The sequence below is a fragment of the Halomonas sp. EF61 genome, assembly GCF_040147045.1.
GTDB lineage: Bacteria > Pseudomonadota > Gammaproteobacteria > Pseudomonadales > Halomonadaceae > Halomonas > Halomonas litopenaei.
This window is the reverse complement of the sequence record NZ_JAMSHM010000002.1, coordinates 861,288-883,860: the sequence shown is the minus strand read 5'-3', so window position 1 is coordinate 883,860 and position 22,573 is coordinate 861,288. Positions and strand designations below refer to the sequence as shown.

Here is a 22,573-nt window from a genome sequence, read left to right as displayed (position 1 = left end):
GTTCACGCATTACGTCGGGTCACTTGTGCAGTCGGGTTCAACGCCGTCAGGCGGTCGTGGGCAAGCTGTCGGTTTGCGGGGCGCGATGATGCAAGTTCTCGCGCACTTGGCAGGGCCTGTGCCAGGCGTTGCCAGAGGGATTCTTTACTGTCCATGCCATCGCCGCCGCCATTGCCATCGCCATTGCTGCCGCCGTCGCCATCGCCACCAGTATCGCGAAAACCTGCCGCTGGCTTGGCGATCTCGCGGTCGGGACCGAGGCAGGCGCGACACAGGGCGTCGAGTTGGTTGGCAAAGCGGGCGCGCGCCTCGCTATTGCTGTCCAGATGGGGTTCCAGGGCCTCCCAGTGTCGGCGCACCGCGACCAGGTCGCGGGCATCGAGGGATCGCTTCAGGCGCTGAAGCCCGGCCACGCCGCTGGCCTCGCGACGCTGGCGCTGTTGTTGCTGGTGATGTTGCCAATGCGCACGCACCTTGGCACCGATGGCAAGGCGCCGCCACAGCCAGGTGGCGAGCGACACCAGCAGCACCAGTCCCAGCAGCCAGGGCAAGACGCCGAGAACGAGGCGCGACCAGTCCTCTGCGCTGCGTGCGGCGCGGGGCGCCGAGACGCTGACCTCGATCGGCGCAAGCTCTGCCTCCGCCAGGCTGTCGCTCTCGGGATCGTACCAGCGCAGCGAGACTCCGGGCAGAGAACTCTTGCCACCGGTTTCTGCCACATAGGTCACGCGGTCGGTACGGGTGCCGCCATCGCTGGACTCTTCAAGGCGTGGTGTCTCGGGATAGACCCCGAGCGGGGCCATTGCTGTCTCGTCGCCTGCCTCCTTGGCCGTTGCAGACAGCAGGTCGGGCAGCAGCAGGGCGCTGCCGCCGCTCAGTCGCGCGGTGACCGTGCGGGTGACGCTGTCGCCGGCCTCGAGCTCGATGGGGCCGCTGTCGTCGTCGGCATCGTCTTGCTCAGGTGACTGTCGGTCGTCGCCCGCGTTTTCTGTGTCGTCAGCATCACCATCGTCTCCCTTCTGGCCCTGCGCCTGCTCTCCGTTCTTGCCATTCTCTCCGTTCTTGCCGTTCTTGCCGTTCTCTCCGTGCTTGCCCGCTCGCACGATCTCGAGCGTCTGGGTCAGCTCGATGTCGCGGGCCGACAGATAGGGCTCGAGTCCCTCGGCGGCCTCGGGCAGCTGGGCCGTCAGGGTCACCGGTGGCAGGGTGAGGCGTTGCTGGGTCGGGGAGTTGTCCTCGGGAGAGGCATAGGTGACCTCGAGGCTGCCGCTGCCCAGTTCGAAGCGTCCGGCGGACAGTGGCGTCAGGCGATAGCGGCGCGAGACACCGGACCAGGTCTTTCCATCGACGCGCTGGCTGGTCGGGGTGGTGGCGCGATCGCCCAGGGTCACCCTGAGCCCCGGCTGGTCCAGGCTCGGAAAGGTCACCGGCTCAGGCATCCAGGTGGGTACCAGCACCTGGACACGCAGCTCGGCGCTGTCGCCGGGCGCCAGCTCCTGCGGCTCGAGCTCGACCGTGAGCCGGACCGGGGGCGAGCTGGTATCCGCCGCTGTCGCTGCGGCCGAGCAAAGCGTCGACGTCAGCGCCAGCGACGACAGCAGCAACGACAGCAGCATGAGCCCCGCCAGACGCGGCGCACTCTTGCCAGGGCGCGAGGCGCGGCTGACTCGACGTGGGTTCATGGCGCCGTCTCCCTGTCGTTGTCGCTATCACTATCAGAGCTAGCGGGAGCCTGCGCCTCGATGGCGAAGCGCTGGCGCAGGAAGTCGCTGGTATCGGTGTCCAGGGTCTCGATCCACTGCTCGGCGGTGATCTGCTGGCCAGGTTCCTCCACCGGCTGTTCGGTGTCCTCACCCCGGGCCTCTTCATTGTCGAATACCACGTCGTCGGCGCCGATGCCGAGCTCCTCGCCGGTATCGGACTGCTCACGGGTGTCCTCGACGTAAGCGAGAATCTCCCTGGCCAGTTCCAGGTTGCGTTGACCTTCGGGATAGTCGGGGTCGCGCGCGAGCACCGTCTCGAAGGCGTCGATGGCGGGGCGGTACTGACGATTCTTGATCAGCGCCAGCCCCTGGGTGAAGGCGGCATCGGCGCTGTCGAGCCGGTCGAGCACCTCGACCGCCGCCTGGTACTGGCCATCGCGGTAGAGCGCATAGCCGAGCCAGGCCGGATCCTCGAAGTGGCGGGCCGCACGGCCGTAGTCGTTGCGTTCGGCCCACCATCGGCCCTGCTGATCCGGCGTCAGAAAGGCGTCCGCGAGGCCCTGGGTCAGCCTTCCCGCCAGGCTGGTGTCGAGGGTCTCGGTGGCCCGGGACGCCTCCTGGGCCAGGGCCGGCGTGACGGGCCCGGCCCACAGCACCGGCAGCAGCGCCAGGCCGGACAGGCCGAGCTGCCAGCCGCGGCGAAAGCCCAGTAGAGCGAGCAGTGCCGCCGGCCAGGCCAGCCATACGCCGCGATCCTCCCAGGCCAGGCGGTCGTCATCGCGTAGCGCCTGCTGGTAGGTGGCGGCCAGACGGCGGGTGATCTCGTCCACGTCGGCGTCGTCAACGCTCAGCCCCACGCGGGTCGCGCCTGCCACCGACGCCGTGCTTGTCCCGGAGCTTCCGGGAGCGTTCATGTCCAGCACCAGCAGGGTGTCATCCTCGCCGAGACCGGCCGTGACGGAACCCTGGGCGGTGACGCCGTCGCTCACCAGCAGTACCGCGCCGGGAAGCCCTGCGTTGTCGCGTCGAGCCCCGTCGAGCACGCTGGCGGCAAGCGCCAGCGCTTGCCCGGCGGCGTCGCCCTCTTCCGGCATGACGTCGCTGGAAAGCCCCTCGAGGTAGGGCGTGACCAGCGCCGGGTCGTCGGTCAGCGGCACCACCTGGTGGGCACTGCCGGCGTAGGCGATCAAGGCGGTACGGGCGCCGTCGCGACGCTCGAGCAGGGTCTGGATCTTGTGCTTGGCGCGCTCCATGCGGCTTGGTGGCACGTCGCTCTGGTCCATGCTGGCGCTGACCTCCAGCACCACCACCAGCGGGGCGCTCTGGGCGATCAGCGGGTTGGGCATGCGCGTCCAGGCGGGACCGGCAACGCCCAGGATCAGCAGGATGGCGAGCAGCGCCAGGGTGTCCAGAGGCCGCAGTCGGCGGCGGTCGTGCCCATCGGCACGCAGGGCAGATGCCAGGTGGGGAGCAAAATGGTCACCGCCGATGTCCGCCGAGGGGATCCGTCGGCGCCACCACCACAGCACCACCACCAGCGGCAGCAGCAGGCACCACAGTGGGCGCAGCAGGTGCAGCGCGGAGAGCCCGTCGAGCCACTCGCTCATGGTGTGCCCTCCTGCGCGTTGTCTCCGCGACTGGTACTCCGCTTCTCAGTGGCGTCTGTCCGGGCATCTGCCTTCCCGCCAGGGGGAGCGCCAGCCGTCCGCGAGCGGGCCAGCTGCCGGCGATCCAATACCAGCGTCAGCAGCACCAGTACCGCCGCCAGCGCGAGCGGCCAGTGACTCAGCGAGCGGTGCTCGCGATAGCTATGGGTGGCGACCTCGCGCGGTGCCAGCTCATCGATACGCGCGTAGATGGCGGCAAGCGCCTGCTGGTCGGTGGCGGTGAAGAAGGCGCCATCGGTGGTCTCGGCAATGGCCTCGAGGGTTTCGCTATCGACGCGGTTTTCGCCGCTGCCCTGGGGGTCACCCATGGCGATGGTGATCACCCGCACATCGCGCTCGGCGGCGATGGAGGCGGCGTTGATGGGGCTCATGCGGCTGCCGGTGTCGGCGCCGTCGGACAGCAGGATCAACAGCCGCTGTTCCACGTCGCTTGCCTCGAACTGGCGGATGGCCAGACCCATGGCGTCACCCAGCGCGGTATGCGGGCCGGCCATGCCGACCTCGGTCTGGTCGAGCAGCGTGGTCAGCGTCTTGAGGTCCTCGGTCAGCGGCGCCTGGACGTAGGCCCGCGAGCCAAACACGATCAGCGCCAGACGCTCGCCCTCGCGATCGGCGACGAAGTCGGCGATGACCTCCTTGACCGCCGCCAGGCGCTGGCGGGGCTCACCCTCGGCATCGATCAGGTCGGACTCATCCATGCTGCCGGAGATGTCCACCGCCAGGATCAGGTCGCGGGCGGCGCTCTGCCAGACGATGGGTTCGCTGAGTTTCTCCGGACGGGCCAGGGCCAGCACGATCAGTCCCCACACCAGCGGCTGTGTCAGCCGAGCCAGCGGCGAGCGCTGGCGGCCGCGCGGAACCGAGACACCGGCGGCCTCCACCAGTCGCTGAAAGAACGGCAGGCGCAGCGCTGCCAGCCGTTGGCGGTGGGCTGGCAGCAGCCAGTAGGCCAGTAACGGCAGCGGCAGCAGGGCCAGCGCCCAGGGCGTCGCCAGTTCGATCATGACGCCGACTCCTGGGGAATATCGCGACGGTGGTGGCGGATCCAGCGTCGGCTCAGTGCCACGAGTTCCGCCGATGGGGGATTGGTGCCGTCTGTCGGGGTGGCCCGGTAGGGCGCCGTGGACAGCTCCTGGCCCAGCGGGCCGTCGAAATGCGGGGTGCGTCTGTCGCCCAGGCTTGCATCGAGAAAGCGCCACCAGCGCTGGCCGGTCAGGCCGGCGACACGCTCTCGCGGATAGGCAGAGAGGGCGGTCCGCCTGAGGATCTCCGCCAGGGCGATCGCTCCTTCGTCATCCAGGCGCTGGCCGAGCTCGATCAGGGCGGCGCGGCGATAGGCATCGGCACGCCAGCGCAGATACCGACGGATGCCCCATAGCGCCAATAGCGCCACTATCACGACGGCCAGCAGCGACCAGCCCCAGGTCTGGGGTATCCAGGGGATCGCAGGGGGAACCGGTGCCTCGGACAGCTGATCGATCAGGTCGGGCAACATCACGATATCGTCGTTGCTCGCAGCGGTACTCATCGCGGCCCCCCTGTCGCCGGGTCATCGCCAGCGTCTGAACCAGCAGCACCCTCGGACGGCAGCCCCAGTAAGGTACGCAGCTGGGGCAGGGTGGGGGAGCCCGCAGACAGCGACGCCAGGCCTACGCCAAGCTGTCGTGACCAGCGCTCAAGCTGCTGGCGGCGCTCCCTGGCCACGCTTTCCAACGCCCGGCGCTGATCGGCGTCGGAGGTATCAAAGCGGGCGTGGCGTTGACCGTCGGTGGCCACGCAGGCGAGGTCGTCAGGCAAGCGCTCGGACAAGGGGTCGCTGACCGCCACCAGCATCAGGTCATTGTGGCGGCGGATGGCGCCGAGCAGTGCTTCGGTGCGCGGGCCCGGAACGTCGAAATCGCTGAGCAGGATGATCAGGTGGTCACGGCTGGCCAGGCGTGCCACCGACGTCAGTACCTGATCCAGCGAGGTCGGCGCGGGTGCCTTGCGCTGTGGATGCAAGGCCTGGTTGGCCTGGGCCAGGGCGCTCAGGTAGCGCATCAGCTGGGCCCGGGAGCGACGCGGTCGGAACTCTTCGACGGCCTCGTCGCTGACCACGATGCCGCCCACCCGGTCGCCCTGCTCCAGCACAGCGAAGCCCAGCAGCGCGGCGGCTTCGGCGGCGGTGACCGACTTCATGGCGTGGCGGCTGCCGAAGAACATCGACATGCGCTGGTCGACCACCAACAGGGCGGGGCGATCGCGCTCTTCGGTGAACACCCGTACATGGGGAGTGCCGGTGCGCGCGGTGACCCGCCAGTCGATGTTGCGCACGTCGTCCGATGGCTGATAGTCGCGTAGTTCAAGGAAGTCCAGGCCGCGCCCCCGGAGGTGCGAGCCATGGCGGCCATTGAGCACGCTGCGAGCCGGCTGGCGCGGCAGCAGTCGCAGGCGGCGGCCCTGGGGTTCCAGGGCCGTCAGCTGGGCCAGGTCCAGGTGCACGCGCGGATCCAGCGTGGTTCGCTCCGTGGAGCCGGGCACCGTCCGGGAAGCCGGGTGTCTGGCGAATGGCAGGCGCATCGATACCTCTTGTCCAGGGATCCGTCCCTTGCCGGGGCGAGGCTCACGCCGTGGCGAAGTCTGGCGGCTAGAAGGCGTGTACGGACCGGGTCCAGGCCTCAGGGGAGCGCCACGCAGCCAAGCAGGGTGGCGACCGCGTCGTCGGCGCTGAAGCCCTGGCCCTGGGCCTCGAAGCTCAGCCCGATGCGGTGGCGCAGCACCTCCGGAGCCACCTGCTGGACGTCCACCGGATCCACGTAGTCGCGGCCTTCGAGCCAGGCGTGGGCGCGGGCGCAACGGTCGAGCGCCAGCGAGGCGCGCGGGCTGGCGCCGAGTTCGATGTAGCGGGCCAGGTCGTCGCTGAAGTCCGCCGGGTGACGGGTGGCGTCCACCAGCGTGGCCATGTACTGCTCCATCGGCTCGGCCACGTGCAGGGCGGCGATCTCGCGGCGGGCGGCGAAGATCGCCTCCTGGGCCAGGGCCACGGGGACCTGAGCAGGAGCGTCGCCGGCGGCCGGGCTTGCCTCGCGATTGTTGGCCTGCTCTTCCTGACGCACCAGGCGAATCACCTGAACCTCTTCCTCGCGGCTGGGGTAGTCGACCCGCACATGCATCATGAAGCGGTCCATCTGCGCCTCGGGCAGCGGGTAGGTGCCTTCCTGCTCGATCGGGTTCTGGGTGGCCAGCACCATGAACAGCTCCGGCATCTTGTGGGTCGTGCCGCCCACCGTGACCTGGCGCTCCTCCATGGCCTCGAGCAGGGCCGACTGCACCTTGGCCGGGGCGCGGTTGATCTCGTCGGCCAGCACCAGATTGGCGAACAGCGGGCCCGGGTGAAAACGGAATACCGCGCCTTCCTCGCCCTGATGGTAGACCTCGCTGCCGGTCACGTCGGAAGGCAGCAGGTCGGGCGTGAACTGGATACGACTGAAGTCGGCCTCCAGGTGGCGTGCCATGGCCTTGACCGCGCGGGTCTTGGCCAGTCCCGGCAGGCCTTCGATCAGCAGGTTGCCGCCGGCCAGCAGGCCGATCACCAGCCGCCGAATGACGTCGCGCTGGCCGATGATCGACTCGCCGATGGCGGCCTCGAGTCCCTTGATGTCGTCGTTGAGGCTCATGGTTTCTCCGGGTAGAGGCGTTGCCAGTCGCGGGCCATGTCGATCAACTGCCAGTCGCGCGCTTCAGCCTGTTCCAGGCCATCGGCCAGGCGTCCGATATGGCTGTCGCTGTCGTAGGCGACCTCGCGCTCGCCATCGGTGTGGTGAACCAGCACGCCAAGGCGCGGGCCTTCGCCCTCGGTGGTCCAGATCAGCATCGGCACGTCGCCGTCTGAGTTGCCCACGGCGAGAATCGGGCGCTGGCCCAGATGGCGGTTGATCGATATCACCTTGCCGGGGCCGTCATCGAGCCAGATGTCGCCGCCGCGCTTGTAGAGCTGCGGATCGTCCTCGAGATCGACCAGTTCCATCTCGCCGGTACTGCCGATGATGTTCTGGGGCGGCACGCCATAGACGTCGCTGGCGAAGACGCGCATGAACTCGAGCCCGCCACCGGAGACGATGTAGGTCGAGAAGCCGTGGTCGCGCAGATAGCCGAGCAGTTCGAGCATCGGCTGGTAGACCATGTCGGTGTAGAAGCGGCCGGTCGCGGGGTGGGTGGCGTTGGCCAGCCAGTCGCTAACGTCCTGCTGGAAGTCACTCAGCGACAGGTCCTGGTGGGACAGCGACAGCAGCGCCTGGATGCCTTCCTCGCCTGCCTCCAGCAGGGTGTCGATGTCACCTTCGGCGGCGGCCTTCTTGAGCGGCGTGTCGAGCGCCTCGGGGTCGGCCTCGCTGGCGCGGTCCAGGGCGTAGAGCAACTGGGTGTAGGCGGGCTGCTCACTCCACAGGGTGCCATCGTTGTCGAACACCGCGATGCGTCGCTCCTGTGGCACGAAGTCATCGTTGTCCGGATCGCTGGTGGACTCGACAAAGTCGACGATGGTGCTCTTGCTGTGACCGGCATTCCAGGAAGGCAGCGGGTCGGCCAGTGCCATCGCAGGAAGCAGAGACAGCAGTACCGCGGGCAGCAGCGTTGCCAGTGACTGTCGTTGGAGGATGCTCGGATTAGGGGGATTCATGCACTCGGTTCCTTGAGAGAATGGAAGGGGCTCTTCGACCCGTCTTTTTTCACCGACGAGCCGCCCCCGGGGGAGCGGCTCGTGGCGTTCAAGCCGGCGTCAGTGAACGCTGGCAGGCTGTTCCAGGGCTTCCATTACCTGATCCAGACTGAAACTTGCTGCCTTCATGCGTGGGGGAAACTCCTTGAAGGTCTCCAGGAAGTTTGCCACATAGGACTGGGCGGGAAGAGCCAGGAAGGAGTGATCCAGCAACCAGTCATAGTAGGTGTTGGAGGTCAGCTGAGCACGCTCGTAGGGATCGCGGCGCAGGTTGAACATCAAGGGGACACGCAGCGGGGTGAAGGGGTTAGCCCACACTTCGAAGGTACCCTCGATGCGCTGCTCCATGAACACCAGCTTCCAGTCATCGTAGCGCAGCGCGGTCAGGTCACCGTCATCGGAGAAGTAGAACACTTCATGACGGGGGCCTTCCTCACTTTCCCCGGTGAGCAGGGGCAGGAAGTTGTAGCCGTCCAGATGTACGTTGTACTCGCGACCGATGGCCTGAACGCCACCCTCCAGCAGGTCCTGCTTGATGGAATCGTTGCCGACGGCGGCCATGAAGGTCGGCATCCAGTCCATGTGGTGCATGACCTCGTTGGAGATGGAGCCTTCCTCGATCTGACCTGGCCAGCGGACCATGGCGGGTACCCGCCAGCCGCCTTCCCAGTTGGTGTTCTTTTCACCGCGGAATGGCGTCATGCCAGCGTCGGGCCAGGTATTCATGTGCGGCCCGTTGTCGGTGGAGTAGAACACGATGGTGTTGTCGGCGATGCCCAGCTCGTCAAGCTTGTCGAGGAACTGGCCCACGTGCATGTCGTGCTCGACCATACCGTCGGCGTATTCGTTCTGACCGGAGATACCGCGCAGCTCGTCCTTGACGTGGGTACGGAAGTGCATGCGGGTCGCGTTCCACCAGACAAACCAGGGGGTGCCCTCGGCGGTCTTGCGCTCGATGAAGTCTAGCGCCGCGGCGGAGGATTCTTCGTCGATGGTCTCCATTCGCTGGCTTGTCAGCGGTCCGGTGTCCTCGATCTGCCCGTCGGCGCTGGACTTGATCACCCCACGGGGGCCGAAGGCTTCGCGGAAGGTGCGCCCGTCCGGCATTTCCATGTCGGCGGGGTAGTCCGGGTGCTCGGGTTCTTCCTCGGCGTTGAGGTGATAGAGGTTACCGAAGAATTCGTCGAAACCGTGATTGGTCGGCAGGTGTTCGTCGCGATCGCCCAGGTGGTTCTTGCCGAATTGGCCGGTGGCGTAGCCTTCGGCCTTGAGCAGGGCGGCGATGGTCGGGTCCTTCTCGCTGATGCCCTGAGCGGCGCCTGGTAGACCCACCTTGGATAGCCCTGTGCGAAACACGCTCTGGCCGGTGATGAAGGACGAGCGGCCGGCGGTGCAGGACTGTTCACCATAGTAGTCGGTGAACATCATGCCTTCGTCGGCGATGCGGTCGATATTGGGGGTCTGGTAGCCCACCAGACCGTGGGTGAAGGCCGAAATATTGGACTGCCCGATATCGTCGCCCCACAGCACCAGGATGTTGGGTTTGGACGAGTTTCCGTTGTCCTGCTGCTGGGAGTCATTCTCCTGGGCAAGCACCGACGTGGACATCGTCATGATAAGGCTGGCCGCTAGATAACCGCTCCAGCGTTGCGCTCTGTTGCGATAAGGACTGAATGCGAACACCGTCTGTCTCCCTGACCCGGTCACGTACCACGATGACCAGTGATTTGACGCGATGAGAGGCTCCGAGGGAGCCCGATCGCTCGAGTATAGGAGGAGTTGTTGACGATTCAGTGCAACAGAAGAGGTAAGGCGGGGGAGGATAATCAGGGTAGGGAGATAAAGCGTCTCATTGCGGCGAGAAAGGCCGATGTTGGCGGATGTTTCGCGCCAAATACAAGGAGTTGCTGGATTGTCGTATTTTTGTAAAAAAGTGTTCTGATGACGCGGTCGACGTCGGTATAGAAATTGGAAGGGCGTCGAACGAAAGGTCAGATAGAAAGGATAGACAGAAAAGCCCGACAGAAAGGCCAGAAAGAAAAGCCAGGCAGACAATATGCAGGAAAGACAATCGATGGCGCGCCCGGGAGGATTCGAACCTCCGACCACCTGATTCGTAGTCAGGTACTCTATCCAGCTGAGCTACGGGCGCGCAGATGCCGCAGGGGATGCGGCGTCGAGAGGCTGCGCATGGTAGAGCAAAGAATGTGATTTCGCAAGGTGTCTTCGGGAGGCAGTACCAGGCCCGGCCTGCGGGACTGGCCGCCGAATCAAGTAGCGGAGCTGCTTGATCAGGAACCAATCAACCGATCCGCCAACTTGCCGATATCGTCGATGCTGTAGTCCGGTACCGGGACGCCGTCCGCCGGCAACAGGGCGTTGTAGGGTCGGAGCACCAGCGCGCCCTGCCAGCCGGCGGCCTGGGCGCCGATGGTATCCCACAGGTGGCAGGCAATCAGGCACAGTCTAGATGGCGGTGTCTGCATGGCCTCGGCGACCTGGGCGTAGGTGTCCGGCGCGGGCTTGAACTTTTTGACCTGGTCGACGCTGAATGAGCGTTCGAAATACTCGGCCAGTCCTGCCTTTTCCAGCGGCGTGGGGCCAGCGCCCGGTGCCGAGTTGGTCAGGGTGACCAGGCGAAAGCCGGCCTGGCGAAGCCGCTCGAGTGCCGGGGCCACGTCGGGGTGCGCCGGCATGGAGCCGATGCGCTCACCCAGTTCGTCGAGATCGTTCTGCTCGAGGGTGACCCCGTGAATCTCGGCGGTCATGCGCAGGGCGCCTGCGCCGAGCTGACCGAAGGGCGTATAGAGTCCCGACAGGGTCATCGACTGGGAGTAGAGGATCAGTTGGGCGAACCATTCGCGCAGCATCGCCGGGTCGCCGAACAGCCGATCGAACAGCGGCTCAAGGTGGGTCAGGTCGAGCAACGTCTCGTTGACGTCGAAGACCAGCACGTCGGGGCGTTCTGGGGCAGTCATGGCGTCTCCTTGATCGAGTCCGTCGCGATCGACGGGGCCTTCGGTGGCCTCGGCCAGTCACCACGACCAGTCACCTCGACAGGACGCCACAGAGGCGTCCTGTCGATAGGGTGGTCGTTACTCGGCCTTCTTCCAGTCGAACTTGGCGAAGGGTTCGTCCACCGGGGTGTTGGCCAGGTGATTGGTGTAGTTGCTCATGACCTTCTGGGACAGGGCCAGGATCACTTCGAGCACCTGGCGCTTAGTGTAGCCGGCGTCGAGGAAGGCCTGCACGGCGTCGTCATCGACGTTGCCACGTTCGCGCACGACCGACAGGGTGAAGGTACGCAGCGCTTCGAGGCGCTCGTTGGGCAGCGGGTCTTCGTTGCGCAGGGCGTCGGAGACGGCGTCATCCACTTCCATCTGCTTGGCGATGGCGGTGTGGGCCGGCACGCAGTAGTGGCAGTTGTGCTCGACGTTGATGGTCTGCCACACCACGGTGGTTTCCTCGGCATCGAAGGAGGAATCCAGGAATAGCTGGTGCAGGCGCTGGTAGCCTTCCAGCAGGCCCGGTGCCTCGGCCATGACCGCGTGCAGGTTGGGGATCATGCCAAAGGCGTTGACCGAGTTGTCGAGCAGTGCCTGGCTCTCTTCGGGGGCGCTTTGCTTGTCGTGGAGGCTAAAGTCGGTCATCGGGTTCTCCTGTGTGATGGCGCCTGTGGCAAGGCCGCAGACCGTTGCAGACCGGGGCGTTGCACGCGCCATTGATTCCGAATTTTTTGAGCGATTGCTCAAAATTGGCCGCCAGCAGGCCCTGCTGAAAGCCGTTCGGGCATACTCTAGCTATACCTGAGCGATCACTCAAGTTAAAATTTGAGCAGTTGCTCAATTTTCTGAAGGCCGTACCGGCCACGACACCGGACCCATCCATGCCGCGCGCGACACTACATAACCGTCAGGATTCGCTGGAACGTGCCCTGCACCTGTTCTGGCAGAAGGGGTTCCACGCCACCTCGCTCAAGGACCTGGAACGCACCCTCGATATGCGGCCGGGCAGCATCTATGCCGCCTTCGGCAGCAAGGATGCGTTGTTTCAGGAGGCGCTGGAACGCTATGCCCGGCTCGGACTGGTCGAGCTCGAGCGTACCCTGGCCGAGTACGACTCGCCCTTGTCGGGGCTGGCCGCCTACCTGCGCAAGCTGGGCTGTCTGCGGGACCAGGAACTGCCCAGCCGGGCCTGCATGCTGGTGAAGAGCCTGCTGGAGCTGGGCGAGCGAGAGCAGGCGGCGCTGGGCAAGGCCGAGGCCCTGCTCGAGGCCATGGAAGCCTGCTTCGTCGAGCAGTTTCGCGCCGCCAAGGACGCCGGCGAGCTTGAACCGAGCGCCGACCCGGTGCGCCTGGGACGGCGGCTACAGGCCGAGGTGATGGGCCTTCGCGCCTACGCCCAGCGCGAGGTCGATAGCCAGGCGGTGCACGCCCTGGCGGACGATATGGCCCGGTCGATCGAAGCGCTGCGGCTTCCCTGATGGAAGCGCTGCGGCTTCCCTGAACGCGGCGCGCCTGTTCTGATGCACGTCCGCCAATGGTGGGCCGCCTGCCGAGTCCGACGCAGGTAACGCCAGACTCGGCAGCGGGCAGGGCCTCAGGAGGCGGAAGGTGATGTCGCCTCGGCTGTCGCGGTATCGCTATCGCTATCGCTATCGGTATCGCTATCGCTATCGCCTGAGCGTGGCCGGCGACGTTCCACCAGGCGACGCACGCCCACATAGAATAGCGGGGTCAGCAAGAGCCCGAACAGGGTCACCCCGATCATCCCGTAGAACACCGCCACGCCCATCGCCTGACGCATCTCGCTGCCGGCGCCGGAGGCCAGCATCAGCGGGATGACGCCAGCGGTGAAGGCCACCGAGGTCATCAGGATCGGCCGCAGGCGCAGGCGGCAGGCGGTCAGCACGGCGTCCAGTCGCGACTGTCCCTGGCTCTGCTGCTCGCGGGCGAACTCCACCAGCAGGATGGCGTTCTTGCAGGCCAGCGCCACCAGCACGATCAAGCCGATGCGGGTGAAGATGTTGTTGTCGCCGCCGGTCAACCACACACCGGCCATGGCCGACAGCAGCGTCATCGGCACGATCAGGATGATCGAGAACGGTAATGACCAGCTCTCGTACTGGGCCGCCAGCACCAGGAACACCAGCAGCACCACCAGCGGGAAGACGTAGATCATGGTGTTGCCCGCCAGCACCTGCTGGTAGGTGACCTCGGTCCACTCGTAGGCCACGCCGGCCGGCAGGGTGGCGGCCAGCACCTCCTCGATCGCTTGCTTGGCCTGGTCACTGGACATCCCCGGCGCCGGCGAGCCGTTGATGTCGGCGCTGACGAAGGTGTTGTAGTGCATGACCCGGTCCGGCCCGGTGGTCGGGCTGATCTCGACGAAGCTGCCCAGCGGAATCATCCGGCCGTCGTTGCTGCGCACCTTGAGCTGGCGGATGGCCTCGGCGTCCAGGCGGTATTCGGCGTCGGCCTGGGCGCGCACCTGGTAGGTCCGGCCGAAGCGGTTGATGTCGTTGACGTAGAGCGACCCCAGGTAGATCTGCAGGGTGTCGAACACCGCGTCCAGCGAGACATTCATCACCAGCGCCTGCTCGCGGTCCACCTCCACGTCGTATTGCGGCACCTGGATGCGGTAGCTCGAGTAGACACCGGCCAGCCGCGGGTCCTGGTTGGCGGCGCCGACCACCGCCTGGGTCGCCTCGAACAGCCCGTCGAAGCCGACGTTGCCGCGGTCCTGCAGCTGCAGCTTGAAGCCCCCGGTGGTGCCAAGGCCAAGGATCGGCGGGGGCGGGAACACCGCCACGTAGGCCTCGTCGATCTGGGCGAACTGGGCATTGAGGCGGGCGGCGATGGCGCCGGCCGAAAGCTCCGGCGACTGGCGCTCGTCGAAGGGCGCAAGCGGGGTAAAGACGATGCCTGAGTTGGAGGCATTGACGAAGCCATTCACCGAAAGACCGGGGAAGGCCACGGTGTTGGCCACGCCCGGCGTTGCCAGGGCGATCTCCTGCATCTCGGCGAGCACCTCGCTGGTGCGCTCGAGGCTCGCGGCGTCGGGTAACTGGGCCATGGCCACCAGGTACTGCTTGTCCTGGGACGGAATGAAGCCGCCGGGGACCTCCTGAAACAGCTTGCCGGTGAGTCCCAGCAACGCCAGGTAGCCGAGACCGACGATCAGCCCGAAGCGCAGTAGGCGACGAATCAGCCCGGTGTAGCCCCGCGACATGGCAGCGAAGGCGCGGTTGAAGGGGCTGAACAGCCAGCGGCCGAACAGGGCGTCGATCAGCCGGGTCAGCCAGTCGGGCTTAGCCCCGTGGGGCGTGAGCAACAGCGCCGACAGCGCCGGTGACAGGGTCAGCGAGTTGAACGCCGAGATCAGCGTCGAGATGGTGATGGTCAGCGCGAACTGCTGGTAGAACTGGCCGGTCAGGCCGCTGATGAAGGCGGTCGGCACGAATACCGCGGTCAGCACCAGGGCGATGGCGATGATCGGCCCGGTGACCTCGCTCATGGCGATGCGGGTGGCCTCATAGGGCGAGTGGCCGAGTTCGATATTGCGCTCGACGTTCTCCACCACCACGATGGCGTCGTCCACCACGATGCCAATCGCCAGCACCAGGCCGAACAGCGACAGCGTATTGATCGATACGCCGATCAGCTGCATCACCGCGAAGGTGCCGATCAGCGAGACCGGCACCGCGATCAGCGGAATCAGCGAGGCCCGCCAGGTCTGCAGGAACAGCACCACCACGACCACCACCAGCAGCACCGCCTCCAGCAGCGTATGCACCACCGCCTCGATGGAGCCGCGCACGAACACCGTGGGGTCGTAGACGATGTCGTAGTCGACGCCGTCGGGGAAGGTCTCGGCGGCCTCGGCCATATAGTCGCGCACCCCGTCGGACAGGGCGATGGCGTTGGAGCCCGGACGCTGGAACACCGGCAAGGCCACCGCGTCCTTGCCGTCGAGCTGGGCGCGCAGGGCGTACTGGTCGGCGCCGAGCTCCACCCGGGCGACGTCGCCCAGGCGGGTGATGCGGCCGTCGTCGTCCACCCGGATCACGATCTGGCGAAATTCTTCAGGCGAGGACAACCGTCCCTTGACGTTGAGCAGACGCTGGAACTGGCTCTCGCGCGGGGCCGGCTGGGCGCCCAGGCTGCCGGCGGCGACCTGCTGGTTCTGCTCACGCAGCGCCGCCACCACGTCGCTGGCGCCGAGGCCCCGGGAGGCGATGGCGTCCGGGTCGAGCCACACCCGCATGGCGTACTCGCCGGCCCCGAACAGGCCGACGTCACCCACACCCTCGAGGCGTGCGATGTCGTCCTGCAGGTTCAGCCGCGCGAAGTTCGACAGCCACAGCTGGTCGTAGCGCCCATCCGGTGAGGTCAGGTGGACCACCATGGTCAGGTTGGGCGACGACTTCTCGGTGGTCACCCCCAGCGCCTGGACCTCCTGTGGCAGGCGAGGCGTGGCGCGGGCCACCCGGTTCTGGACGTTGACCTGGGCCTGGTCCAGGTCGGTGCCGAGGGCGAAGGTCACGGTCAGCGTCAGGTTGCCGTCGGCGGTGGACTGGGAGTCCATGTACAGCATGCCCTCGACCCCGGTGATTTCCTGCTCCAGCGGGGTGGCCACGGTCTTGGCGATGACCTCTGGATTGGCGCCGGGGTAGTTGGCCTTGACCACCACGGTGGGTGGCACCACCTCGGGGTATTCAGAGACCGGCAACTTGAACAGCGCCAGGCTTCCGGCCACCACGATCAGGATCGACAGCACCGCAGCGAACACCGGGCGTCGGATAAAGAAGTTCGACAGGTTCATGTGCGCGCAGGCTCCTGGTCGAGGTGCTTGGCGTCGGCGGCCAGCGTGCCCGCATCGCCAGTGGTGTCGCCCGAGGCGGCATCGGTAACCGGGCCGGGGGCCAATTCAGGGACAGACGCAGTGGGGGAGCCGGGCGCTGCGTCGAGGCGTTCGGCCAGGCGACGGGTACGCTCTCGCAGTTGCTCCAGCGGGGCGCGGTCGGGGCCGTCGACCAGCGCAGGAGAGATCGCCATGCCGGGGCCGAACTTCGAAGGACCGGCGGCGACCACAGACTCACCGCCCTCGAGCCCTTCGCTGATCTCGCGCCAGGCCCCGAAGCGGGCGCCGGTGGTGACCTTGCGATAGGCGAGTTTGCCCTGTTCGTCGGCGACCAGTACAAAGTTGGCGTCGAGGTCGGTGCCGACGGCGCGGTCGGGCACCAGCACCCCATCGCGATGGCGGGCGGCAGCGATTCGCACCCGGGCGAAGGCGCCGGGGCGCAGCGATGGATGCCCGGCGTCGAAGCGAGCGCGCACCCTCAGGGTGCCGGTGGCCTCATCGACCCGGTTGTCGATAAAGTCGAGCTCGCCCTGGTAGGCGAAGTCGTCCTGGCCGGCGAGCTGCAGTTCTACCGGCCAGCCCTGATCGGCGGTGATCTCGGCAAAGTCGCGGTTCCAGCTGCGCTCGTCGATATCGAAGTAGGCGTCGACCTGGTCGGTGCTGACGATGGTGGTCAACACGCTCTGGCCGGCGCTGACTACGTTGCCCACCGTCAGGTCGGCGCGGGAGACGCGACCGTTGATCGGCGCGCTGACCTCGGCGTGGGCCAGATCGAGACGAGCACTGTCGAGCTGTGCCTGCAGCGAGGCGACCTCGGCATTCTGGGCCTGGGCACTGGCGCGCCGGGCTTCGGCTTCCTCGCGGGCCATCAGGTTGCGCCCGACCAGCTGATTGGCACGGTTGGCCTCACCGTTGGCGCGGGCCAGCTCGGCCCTGCCCCTGGCAAGCCCCGCCTCCAGCTCACGCACCCGCGCCTCGAAGGGCGCCAGGTCCAGGCGAACCAGCGGTTGGCCCTGTTCGACCAGGGAGCCTTCCTCGAACAGAATCTCGGCCACCTGACCGGTGACCCGGGGACGCAGGGTGACACGCTCGGGAGCCTCGAGGCGGGTAGTGTAGCGATACCAGTTCGAGACCGGCTGACGCACCGCCTGGACCACCTCGACCCGAGGCGCGGGCGCAGAGCCCGCGCCATCGGAAGCGTCACCCGGTCCTCCCTGGCCTTTGCCGGGTTGGCAGGCCGCCAGCAACAGCGCCAGGGCGGCGAGTCCCAGGCCATGGGCCAGGCGACGTATTGCACGAGGTGTCTTACGCGGTGTTGTACGACGTGCCGTGCGACTCGCCTTGCGATGTTCGGTGCGGCCAGCGCTATCGGCACCCCCTCGAGCAGGCAGGTCGTCAGACTCCGAGGGCGATACGGCAAGCGCAGGGGAGGGGGCAGGCGACACCACCTGGGGGTCGCACGGGGGGCGTTGGTCGGACATCTGGCGACTCCTGAGCAAAAGGTTCGCCAGTGTAATCCTCGATCGAGACTTGTATTAGACCGGTTGGTCGCACATTATTGATGCCAAATATGCACGCATCTGTGCGCTTGTACCTTCTGTGGAGACCTTCATGGACCAACCGAGTCGTCTGCTGCTGCTGGTCGATGTGGCCGAGCTTGGCAGCTTTTCCGAGGCCGCCAAGCGCCGCGAATTGGATCGCTCGGTGGTGTCCAAGCATATTGCGCGCCTCGAGCAGGAGCTGGGGGTGCGCCTGCTCAATCGCTCGACGCGCTCGCTGTCACTGACCCAGGCGGGGCAGGCCATGGTGCAGCAGGGGCGTGAGCTGCGTGACTGGATGTACCATACCCAGGCGCTGGCGGAGAACCTGCAGCAGATGCCGAGCGGACGGCTCAAGGTGAGCGCTCCGGGCATCCTCGGCCGCTGCTTGGGCTTCGAGGCCATGCGACGCTTTCGTCAGCACTATCCCGATGTGCAGGTGGACCTGCAGTTGGAAGAACGACGGGTCGACGTGATCGGTGAAGGCTACGACCTGGTGCTGCGGGTCGGCGACCTGAAGGACTCCAATCTGGTGGCCTCGCCACTGGCGCCCAATCATCTGTTGATCGGCGCCAGTCCCGCCTTTATCGAGCGCCATGGTGAGCCACGAGACCTCGCCACCCTGGCCCGGCTGCCGGCGTTGACCTTCAGCTCACAGCAGTTCCAGCTCGACTATCTGCCTTACCTCGATGACCAGGGGCGGGAGCAGAAGCTGTCGCTCAATAGCCAGGTGCGCACCAGCGAGGCCGAGGTGATCAAGCGTGGGGTGATGGAAGGCATGGGCATCGGGGTACTGCCGGCCTTCGCCATGTACAACGAGGTCAGCGACGGACGCATCGTGCCGCTGATGACCGACCTGGCACTGCCGGAGTTCGGCGTCATCACGCTGCTCTATCCCCACCGCGAGATGCCGCTGCGTACCCGGCGCTTTATCGAGATTCTGCGCGAGATGGTCGGCTCGCCACCCCAGTGGGAGGCACGCATCCCCGGCTTTGCCGAAATGTACGGCAAGGGCGCTGGTGGGATGGGTCTGGCGTCCTGAGTGTGGCAAGGGTGACGAGCCGGCTGTTAGTCGCACGTCGCTGCACGGTGAGCCTAGCCAGCATCGAAGGCCGGCAACACCTCCTCGGCCAGGCGATGCAGGGTCTCTTCCACCGGCGCCTGGTTGCGGCGCAGGTTCAGGCCGATGTGATTGACGCCGGCGGCCTGCATGGCCTCGAGCTCGGCGATCAATCCCTGGCTGCCGACCCTCAGCCCGAAGCGGTGGCGGCGAGGCGGTTCGTCCGCGCGCTCGGCCAGGTCCAGGTGCAGGAAGCTGACGTAGGGCTTGTCGCCGGCCATCTCGCGCCACAGGCCGACCCGACGGCGGTGGTCCTCCGGCGTGCCGGGGTAGGCCAGCCAGGCATCCATGTGCTGACCGACCCAGTCCGGGCGCTGCTGGGCCAGACCGGCCACCAGCAGGGGCGGTGGCGTCGCCATCGGCAGCAGCGCCTGGCCGGCGTCCAGTCGCGCATCCTGATCGCCCCTCAGCACCGCGACGGCGTCGCGAAAGGCCTCGCCGCGCTGCTCGAAGGGTATGCCGAACAGCGGATATTCCACCGGACGGTCACCGCTGGCGACACCCAGCAGCAGCCGGTCACCGCTGAGCTGTTGCACGCTGGCGGCGGCCTTTCTGACCAGCCAGGGCATACGCAGCGGCAGCACCGTAGCGGCGGTGCCCAACAGTGCGCGCTGCGTGGACGCCGCCAGATAGCCCAGGTAGGTGAACATCTCGAACACCTGACCGGCGTCGCCAAAGTGCGGGTCGTAGAGCGGTACATCGCGTAGCCACAGCGCGCGAAAGCCGAGGCGATCGGCCAGCTGGACACGGTTAAGGTGTTCGCTCAGATCGGGGACGCCGAAGGCGCGACCATCGCGCAGGCGGGCGGCTTCACCGGCGGGGCTCCAGTCATTGTCCAGCGCCAGCTCCAGGCCCAGGGTCAAGGGGCCACTGGTCAGTCGTTGCAAGCTCATCTTGGCTCCTGCCTCGAGGGGAGGCGTATCAATTCGATAGAACGCTAGGCGCTGTCCGAAAAGTCGACGAGCGAAGGTTAGACAAGGCAAAAATCGGTGAGAAAGCGCAGTTTACGGGGTGTAAATGAGCATTTTGATCCGATTTTTAACGCCGTATTACCGAGCGCAGGCACTTTTCAGACAAGCCCTAATCGTTGTAATGGAGTGTGGCGCCGTCAGGGGCGGGGAAAAAGCGGCTCGCGGCGGAATCACTTTTTCGTTTGCGGCAACAATCGACACGAAGCATCCGATGATGCTGGCGCAGGCACGGGGCAGGGCGACACCATTGAACCGACACGGTGAGTCCTGCTTCACTAGGACAATGGTATCGGCGATAGAGGTATCGCCGACTGGGGCCGGCTCAGGGAAGGGCAGCGGGCGATGCCACGGCGCAACGGGAGGAAACAATGAAAGACGAGACAACCCAGCAGGTCATCCTGGCCGGAGAGCCGATCGAAGAGCACCAGGGCCACTATTCCGACGAGCGCTTCTGGGCCAAGGTCGGGCGCTACGCCAAGGCCGCCGGCGAGGTCACCCTGTCCCGGGCGCTGACGCTCTATTACGCCGCCCGGGACAAGGACACCCCCGTGTGGGCCAAGACCACCATCTACGGTGCGCTCGGCTACTTCATCTCACCGCTGGACGCCCTGCCGGATCTAACCCCGCTGGTCGGCTACACCGACGACATGGGCATGCTGGCGGTGGCGCTGATGACCGTGGCGGCCTACGTCAAGGACGAGCACAAGGACAGGGCCAGCGCTACCTTGAAGCGCTGGTTTTCCTGATCAGCTCTCGACGTCCACGACCACCTTGCCGACGGCCTTGCCCGAGGTGAGGTGGGCGTAGGCCTTGCCGACGTCGGCCAGGGCGAAGCGGTTGTCGTCCACCAGCGGCGTCAGTGCCCCCGAATCGATGATCTCGGCAAGCGTCGACAGGATGTTGCCGTGCACTTCCCGGCCGACGTTGTGGATCATCGGAATCAGCATGAAGATCACGTGCAGCGAGGCGCCCTTGAAGTGCGCCGGTGTCATGTCCAGTTCGGCCAGCGACATGGTCGTCGCCACCTGGCCGTTGAGCTTGACCGCGTTGAAGGAGTTGATCAGGTTGGGGCCGCCCACGCTGTCGAAGATGACGTCGAAGCCGGCACCATCGGTGTGCTGGTTGACGTAGTCATCGACGCTCTGGGTCTTGAAGTCGATGGCGGTGGCACCGAAGCCTTCGATCAGTTCGCGCTGATGCTCTCCCGAACCGGTGGCGTAGACCTCACACCCCAGATGGCGGGCAAGCTGCACCGCCACATGGCCGACGCCACCGGCGCCGCCATGCACCAGTACCTTATCGCCGGTTCCTGCGCCTGCGCGGGTCAGGCCCTCGTAGGCGGTGATGGCGACCAGCGGCAGGGCCGCGGCGTCACGCATCGACAGGGAACGCGGTTTGTGCGCGATCAGTCGGGCGTCGGCGAGCATGTACTCGGCCAGACTGCCCTGCAGGTCGGTGAGCCCGCCGGCGCAGCCGTAGACCTCATCGCCCGGGGCGAAGCCGGTCACGCCTTCGCCGACTTCCTCGATGGTGCCGGCAAAGTCCATGCCGAGCACGGCGGGCAGATCCGGCGCGATCGGCAGCTCCTCCTGGCCCAGCTGACGGATCATGGTGTCGATGGTGTTGACGCTGGTGGCGGCGATACGCACCACCACCTGACCGGCGCTGACCTGGGGGCGAGACAGGGTGGCGGATTCGAAAGGCGCGTCCTCGCCGTAGCGGTTGAGGACCATGGCGGACATCGATGAGGTGGACATTGTCGGTCTCCTGTAGAGGGTGTGAATCGATGCCTACAGGATTGCCGATGCCGCCTTGGAAAAAAACGCCATGACCCGGGAATCAGTTTCTGGAAATCGCTGACAGTGCGCGCCGGCTACGGCGTAGTAGGGCGTAGTGCTGTCAGTGCCTGTCCCAGATCGGTGGTGTGCCGATCTTCTCCAGCAGGAAGTCGATGAACACCCGGACCTTGGCGGTCAGCACGTTGGCTTTCGGGTAAACCAGCCAGATGGCGGAATGATCGTCGACCTCGTGGTCGGGCAGAACCCTGACCAGCGTTCCCTGCTCCAGGTCCTTGTGGATGCTCCACAGCGCATGCATGGTGATGCCGGTGCCCGCCACCGCGGCCACCCTCATGCTGGCGCCATCGTCGCAATAGACGCGGGGCTTGGCCCCGGCCGGGGGAAAGGTGTGAGGGGTGCGCATCCCGTTCTTTGATAACGCCCGCGGCGTGCCACCCTGAAAGGCCACCAGCCGATGGCTTTGCAGGTCCTGCGGCGTCCTCGGCACGCCGTGGCGGTTCAGGTAGTCGGGGGAGGCACACAGTACGCGCTTGTCGTCGGCCAGCTTGCGTGCCTTGAGGTTGCTGTCCTCGATCGGATAGTTGCGCAAGGCCAGGTCAAACCCACCCTCGATCAGGTTGGTCTGGGTATCCGACAGTCGCAACTCCAGGCTGACGCTGGGGTAGCGTTCGAGAAATTCCGGCAGGATCGGTGCGACATAGAGCTGGGCGAAGGTGCTGGAAGCGGCGAATCGCAGGCGCCCGGTCGCCTCTTCGCTGTCCTTGCCGAGGGCGGCGAGCCCGGCGTCCTCCTGGGCCAGCATCTCCTTGGCGAAGGGAAGAAAGGCCGCCCCTTCCTGGGACAACGATACCTTGCGGGTAGAGCGATGTAGCAGGTCGGCGCCGACCTGATGTTCCAGCTTGGATAGTCGAGCGCTGGCGACCGCCGGCGCGATGCCGAGCTGGCGTCCCGCCGCGCTGATATTCAGCGTCTCGGCCGCCAGTACAAACAGGCGTAGTCCATCTGTGTCCATTCACTAGGCTCCCGGTGACGTTGATGGCCTCGGCACCAGCTTAAGGCAAGCGCCACGCCGCAGATAGCGCGGTTCGCTGCAGGGCCGAGGCAAGGGCTTGAAAGGACCGCGTCGCGGTGGTGCTCCGGCGATGCCTTCACCGTGCGCAGCGCCCCCCGGCCGGGCCGGGCGGCAGCACCGAGCGGCCCCCGGGGCAGAGGCGCG

Annotated in this window: 18 protein-coding genes and 1 tRNA gene; 3 read left to right on the top strand and 16 right to left on the bottom strand. The window is 66.3% G+C overall.

Annotated elements, in window-relative coordinates:
- Positions 1-2 precede the first annotated feature (2 nt).
- The 11 genes from NFI08_RS12775 to NFI08_RS12725 all read right to left on the bottom strand — a co-directional run bounded on the left by NFI08_RS12775 (position 3) and on the right by NFI08_RS12725 (position 11,716).
- Positions 3-1,682, bottom strand: a complete 1,680-nt coding sequence (locus NFI08_RS12775; RefSeq protein ID WP_349589809.1) for a hypothetical protein — start codon at positions 1,680-1,682, stop codon at positions 3-5.
- Positions 1,679-3,310, bottom strand: coding sequence for a VWA domain-containing protein (locus tag NFI08_RS12770; RefSeq protein ID WP_124802650.1), 1,632 nt, complete (start codon positions 3,308-3,310; stop codon positions 1,679-1,681). Before NFI08_RS12770 ends, NFI08_RS12775 begins: the two co-directional genes overlap by 4 nt.
- Positions 3,307-4,374, bottom strand: a complete 1,068-nt coding sequence (locus NFI08_RS12765) for a VWA domain-containing protein (RefSeq protein WP_349589806.1) — start codon at positions 4,372-4,374, stop codon at positions 3,307-3,309. The genes NFI08_RS12770 and NFI08_RS12765 overlap by 4 nt, the downstream gene beginning before the upstream one ends.
- On the bottom strand, positions 4,371-4,898 hold the full coding sequence (locus NFI08_RS12760) for a DUF4381 domain-containing protein (RefSeq protein WP_306169188.1): 528 nt from the start codon (positions 4,896-4,898) through the stop codon (positions 4,371-4,373). Before NFI08_RS12760 ends, NFI08_RS12765 begins: the two co-directional genes overlap by 4 nt.
- Positions 4,895-5,929: a DUF58 domain-containing protein gene (locus tag NFI08_RS12755; protein ID WP_108131417.1), complete on the bottom strand. Its 1,035-nt coding sequence runs from the start codon at positions 5,927-5,929 to the stop codon at positions 4,895-4,897. Before NFI08_RS12755 ends, NFI08_RS12760 begins: the two co-directional genes overlap by 4 nt.
- A 98-nt stretch (positions 5,930-6,027) precedes the next feature.
- A complete protein-coding gene (locus NFI08_RS12750) occupies positions 6,028-7,026 on the bottom strand; it encodes an AAA family ATPase (RefSeq protein ID WP_349589802.1) in 999 nt (332 codons plus the stop codon).
- On the bottom strand, positions 7,023-8,027 hold the full coding sequence (locus NFI08_RS12745) for an HAD family hydrolase (protein ID WP_213227633.1): 1,005 nt from the start codon (positions 8,025-8,027) through the stop codon (positions 7,023-7,025). Before NFI08_RS12745 ends, NFI08_RS12750 begins: the two co-directional genes overlap by 4 nt.
- Before the next feature lie 99 nt (positions 8,028-8,126).
- A complete protein-coding gene (locus tag NFI08_RS12740; RefSeq protein ID WP_108131420.1) occupies positions 8,127-9,680 on the bottom strand; it encodes an arylsulfatase in 1,554 nt (517 codons plus the stop codon).
- A 461-nt stretch (positions 9,681-10,141) separates the two neighbouring features.
- Positions 10,142-10,218 (bottom strand) — tRNA-Arg (locus NFI08_RS12735).
- Positions 10,219-10,357: 139 nt separating this feature from the next.
- Positions 10,358-11,044, bottom strand: coding sequence for a haloacid dehalogenase type II (locus NFI08_RS12730; protein WP_213227635.1), 687 nt, complete (start codon positions 11,042-11,044; stop codon positions 10,358-10,360).
- 117 nt (positions 11,045-11,161) lie between these two features.
- Positions 11,162-11,716 (bottom strand): carboxymuconolactone decarboxylase family protein, encoded by a 555-nt coding sequence (locus tag NFI08_RS12725; protein WP_108131421.1) that lies wholly within the window; start codon positions 11,714-11,716, stop codon positions 11,162-11,164.
- 236 nt (positions 11,717-11,952) lie between these two features.
- Between NFI08_RS12725 and NFI08_RS12720 the strand changes: the two genes are divergently transcribed.
- Positions 11,953-12,549 (top strand): TetR/AcrR family transcriptional regulator, encoded by a 597-nt coding sequence (locus NFI08_RS12720; protein WP_213227637.1) that lies wholly within the window; start codon positions 11,953-11,955, stop codon positions 12,547-12,549.
- Positions 12,550-12,665: 116 nt separating this feature from the next.
- Here the strand turns inward: NFI08_RS12720 and NFI08_RS12715 are convergent, their stop codons facing one another.
- A complete protein-coding gene (locus NFI08_RS12715; protein ID WP_349589795.1) occupies positions 12,666-15,890 on the bottom strand; it encodes an efflux RND transporter permease subunit in 3,225 nt (1,074 codons plus the stop codon).
- On the bottom strand, positions 15,887-17,410 hold the full coding sequence (locus NFI08_RS12710; protein WP_213227639.1) for an efflux RND transporter periplasmic adaptor subunit: 1,524 nt from the start codon (positions 17,408-17,410) through the stop codon (positions 15,887-15,889). The genes NFI08_RS12715 and NFI08_RS12710 overlap by 4 nt, the downstream gene beginning before the upstream one ends.
- Before the next feature lie 130 nt (positions 17,411-17,540).
- On the opposite strand from NFI08_RS12710, the gene NFI08_RS12705 reads away from it, so the two are divergent.
- Entirely contained in the window at positions 17,541-18,509 is a 969-nt protein-coding gene (locus NFI08_RS12705) for a LysR family transcriptional regulator (RefSeq protein WP_213227641.1), read from the top strand.
- Between the two features lie 53 nt (positions 18,510-18,562).
- Here the strand turns inward: NFI08_RS12705 and NFI08_RS12700 are convergent, their stop codons facing one another.
- On the bottom strand, positions 18,563-19,480 hold the full coding sequence (locus NFI08_RS12700) for a TIGR03571 family LLM class oxidoreductase (protein ID WP_213227644.1): 918 nt from the start codon (positions 19,478-19,480) through the stop codon (positions 18,563-18,565).
- A 446-nt stretch (positions 19,481-19,926) separates the two neighbouring features.
- Here NFI08_RS12700 and NFI08_RS12695 point away from each other — a divergent pair, with 446 nt between their 5' ends.
- Entirely contained in the window at positions 19,927-20,304 is a 378-nt protein-coding gene (locus NFI08_RS12695) for a YkvA family protein (protein ID WP_045994728.1), read from the top strand.
- Here NFI08_RS12695 and NFI08_RS12690 read toward each other — a convergent pair whose 3' ends face one another.
- Both NFI08_RS12690 and NFI08_RS12685 read right to left on the bottom strand, forming a co-directional pair.
- Positions 20,305-21,315 (bottom strand): zinc-dependent alcohol dehydrogenase family protein, encoded by a 1,011-nt coding sequence (locus NFI08_RS12690; RefSeq protein WP_249742762.1) that lies wholly within the window; start codon positions 21,313-21,315, stop codon positions 20,305-20,307.
- A gap of 142 nt (positions 21,316-21,457) precedes the next feature.
- On the bottom strand, positions 21,458-22,369 hold the full coding sequence (locus tag NFI08_RS12685) for a LysR family transcriptional regulator (RefSeq protein WP_045994729.1): 912 nt from the start codon (positions 22,367-22,369) through the stop codon (positions 21,458-21,460).
- Positions 22,370-22,573: the final 204 nt, after the last annotated feature.

What these genes read in the sequence shown, in the direction of transcription:
- NFI08_RS12775 (WP_349589809.1), bottom strand. Translation starts at nt 1,682, where the DNA reads ATGAACCCACGTCGAGTCAGCCGCGCCTCGCGCCCTGGCAAGAGTGCG.
- NFI08_RS12770 (WP_124802650.1), bottom strand. Translation starts at nt 3,310, where the DNA reads ATGAGCGAGTGGCTCGACGGGCTCTCCGCGCTGCACCTGCTGCGCCCA.
- NFI08_RS12765 (WP_349589806.1), bottom strand. Translation starts at nt 4,374, where the DNA reads ATGATCGAACTGGCGACGCCCTGGGCGCTGGCCCTGCTGCCGCTGCCG.
- NFI08_RS12760 (WP_306169188.1), bottom strand. Translation starts at nt 4,898, where the DNA reads ATGAGTACCGCTGCGAGCAACGACGATATCGTGATGTTGCCCGACCTG.
- NFI08_RS12755 (WP_108131417.1), bottom strand. Translation starts at nt 5,929, where the DNA reads ATGCGCCTGCCATTCGCCAGACACCCGGCTTCCCGGACGGTGCCCGGC.
- NFI08_RS12750 (WP_349589802.1), bottom strand. Translation starts at nt 7,026, where the DNA reads ATGAGCCTCAACGACGACATCAAGGGACTCGAGGCCGCCATCGGCGAG.
- NFI08_RS12745 (WP_213227633.1), bottom strand. Translation starts at nt 8,027, where the DNA reads ATGAATCCCCCTAATCCGAGCATCCTCCAACGACAGTCACTGGCAACG.
- NFI08_RS12740 (WP_108131420.1), bottom strand. Translation starts at nt 9,680, where the DNA reads ATGACGATGTCCACGTCGGTGCTTGCCCAGGAGAATGACTCCCAGCAG.
- NFI08_RS12730 (WP_213227635.1), bottom strand. Translation starts at nt 11,044, where the DNA reads ATGACTGCCCCAGAACGCCCCGACGTGCTGGTCTTCGACGTCAACGAG.
- NFI08_RS12725 (WP_108131421.1), bottom strand. Translation starts at nt 11,716, where the DNA reads ATGACCGACTTTAGCCTCCACGACAAGCAAAGCGCCCCCGAAGAGAGC.
- NFI08_RS12720 (WP_213227637.1), top strand. Translation starts at nt 11,953, where the DNA reads ATGCCGCGCGCGACACTACATAACCGTCAGGATTCGCTGGAACGTGCC.
- NFI08_RS12715 (WP_349589795.1), bottom strand. Translation starts at nt 15,890, where the DNA reads ATGAACCTGTCGAACTTCTTTATCCGACGCCCGGTGTTCGCTGCGGTG.
- NFI08_RS12710 (WP_213227639.1), bottom strand. Translation starts at nt 17,410, where the DNA reads ATGTCCGACCAACGCCCCCCGTGCGACCCCCAGGTGGTGTCGCCTGCC.
- NFI08_RS12705 (WP_213227641.1), top strand. Translation starts at nt 17,541, where the DNA reads ATGGACCAACCGAGTCGTCTGCTGCTGCTGGTCGATGTGGCCGAGCTT.
- NFI08_RS12700 (WP_213227644.1), bottom strand. Translation starts at nt 19,480, where the DNA reads ATGAGCTTGCAACGACTGACCAGTGGCCCCTTGACCCTGGGCCTGGAG.
- NFI08_RS12695 (WP_045994728.1), top strand. Translation starts at nt 19,927, where the DNA reads ATGAAAGACGAGACAACCCAGCAGGTCATCCTGGCCGGAGAGCCGATC.
- NFI08_RS12690 (WP_249742762.1), bottom strand. Translation starts at nt 21,315, where the DNA reads ATGTCCACCTCATCGATGTCCGCCATGGTCCTCAACCGCTACGGCGAG.
- NFI08_RS12685 (WP_045994729.1), bottom strand. Translation starts at nt 22,369, where the DNA reads ATGGACACAGATGGACTACGCCTGTTTGTACTGGCGGCCGAGACGCTG.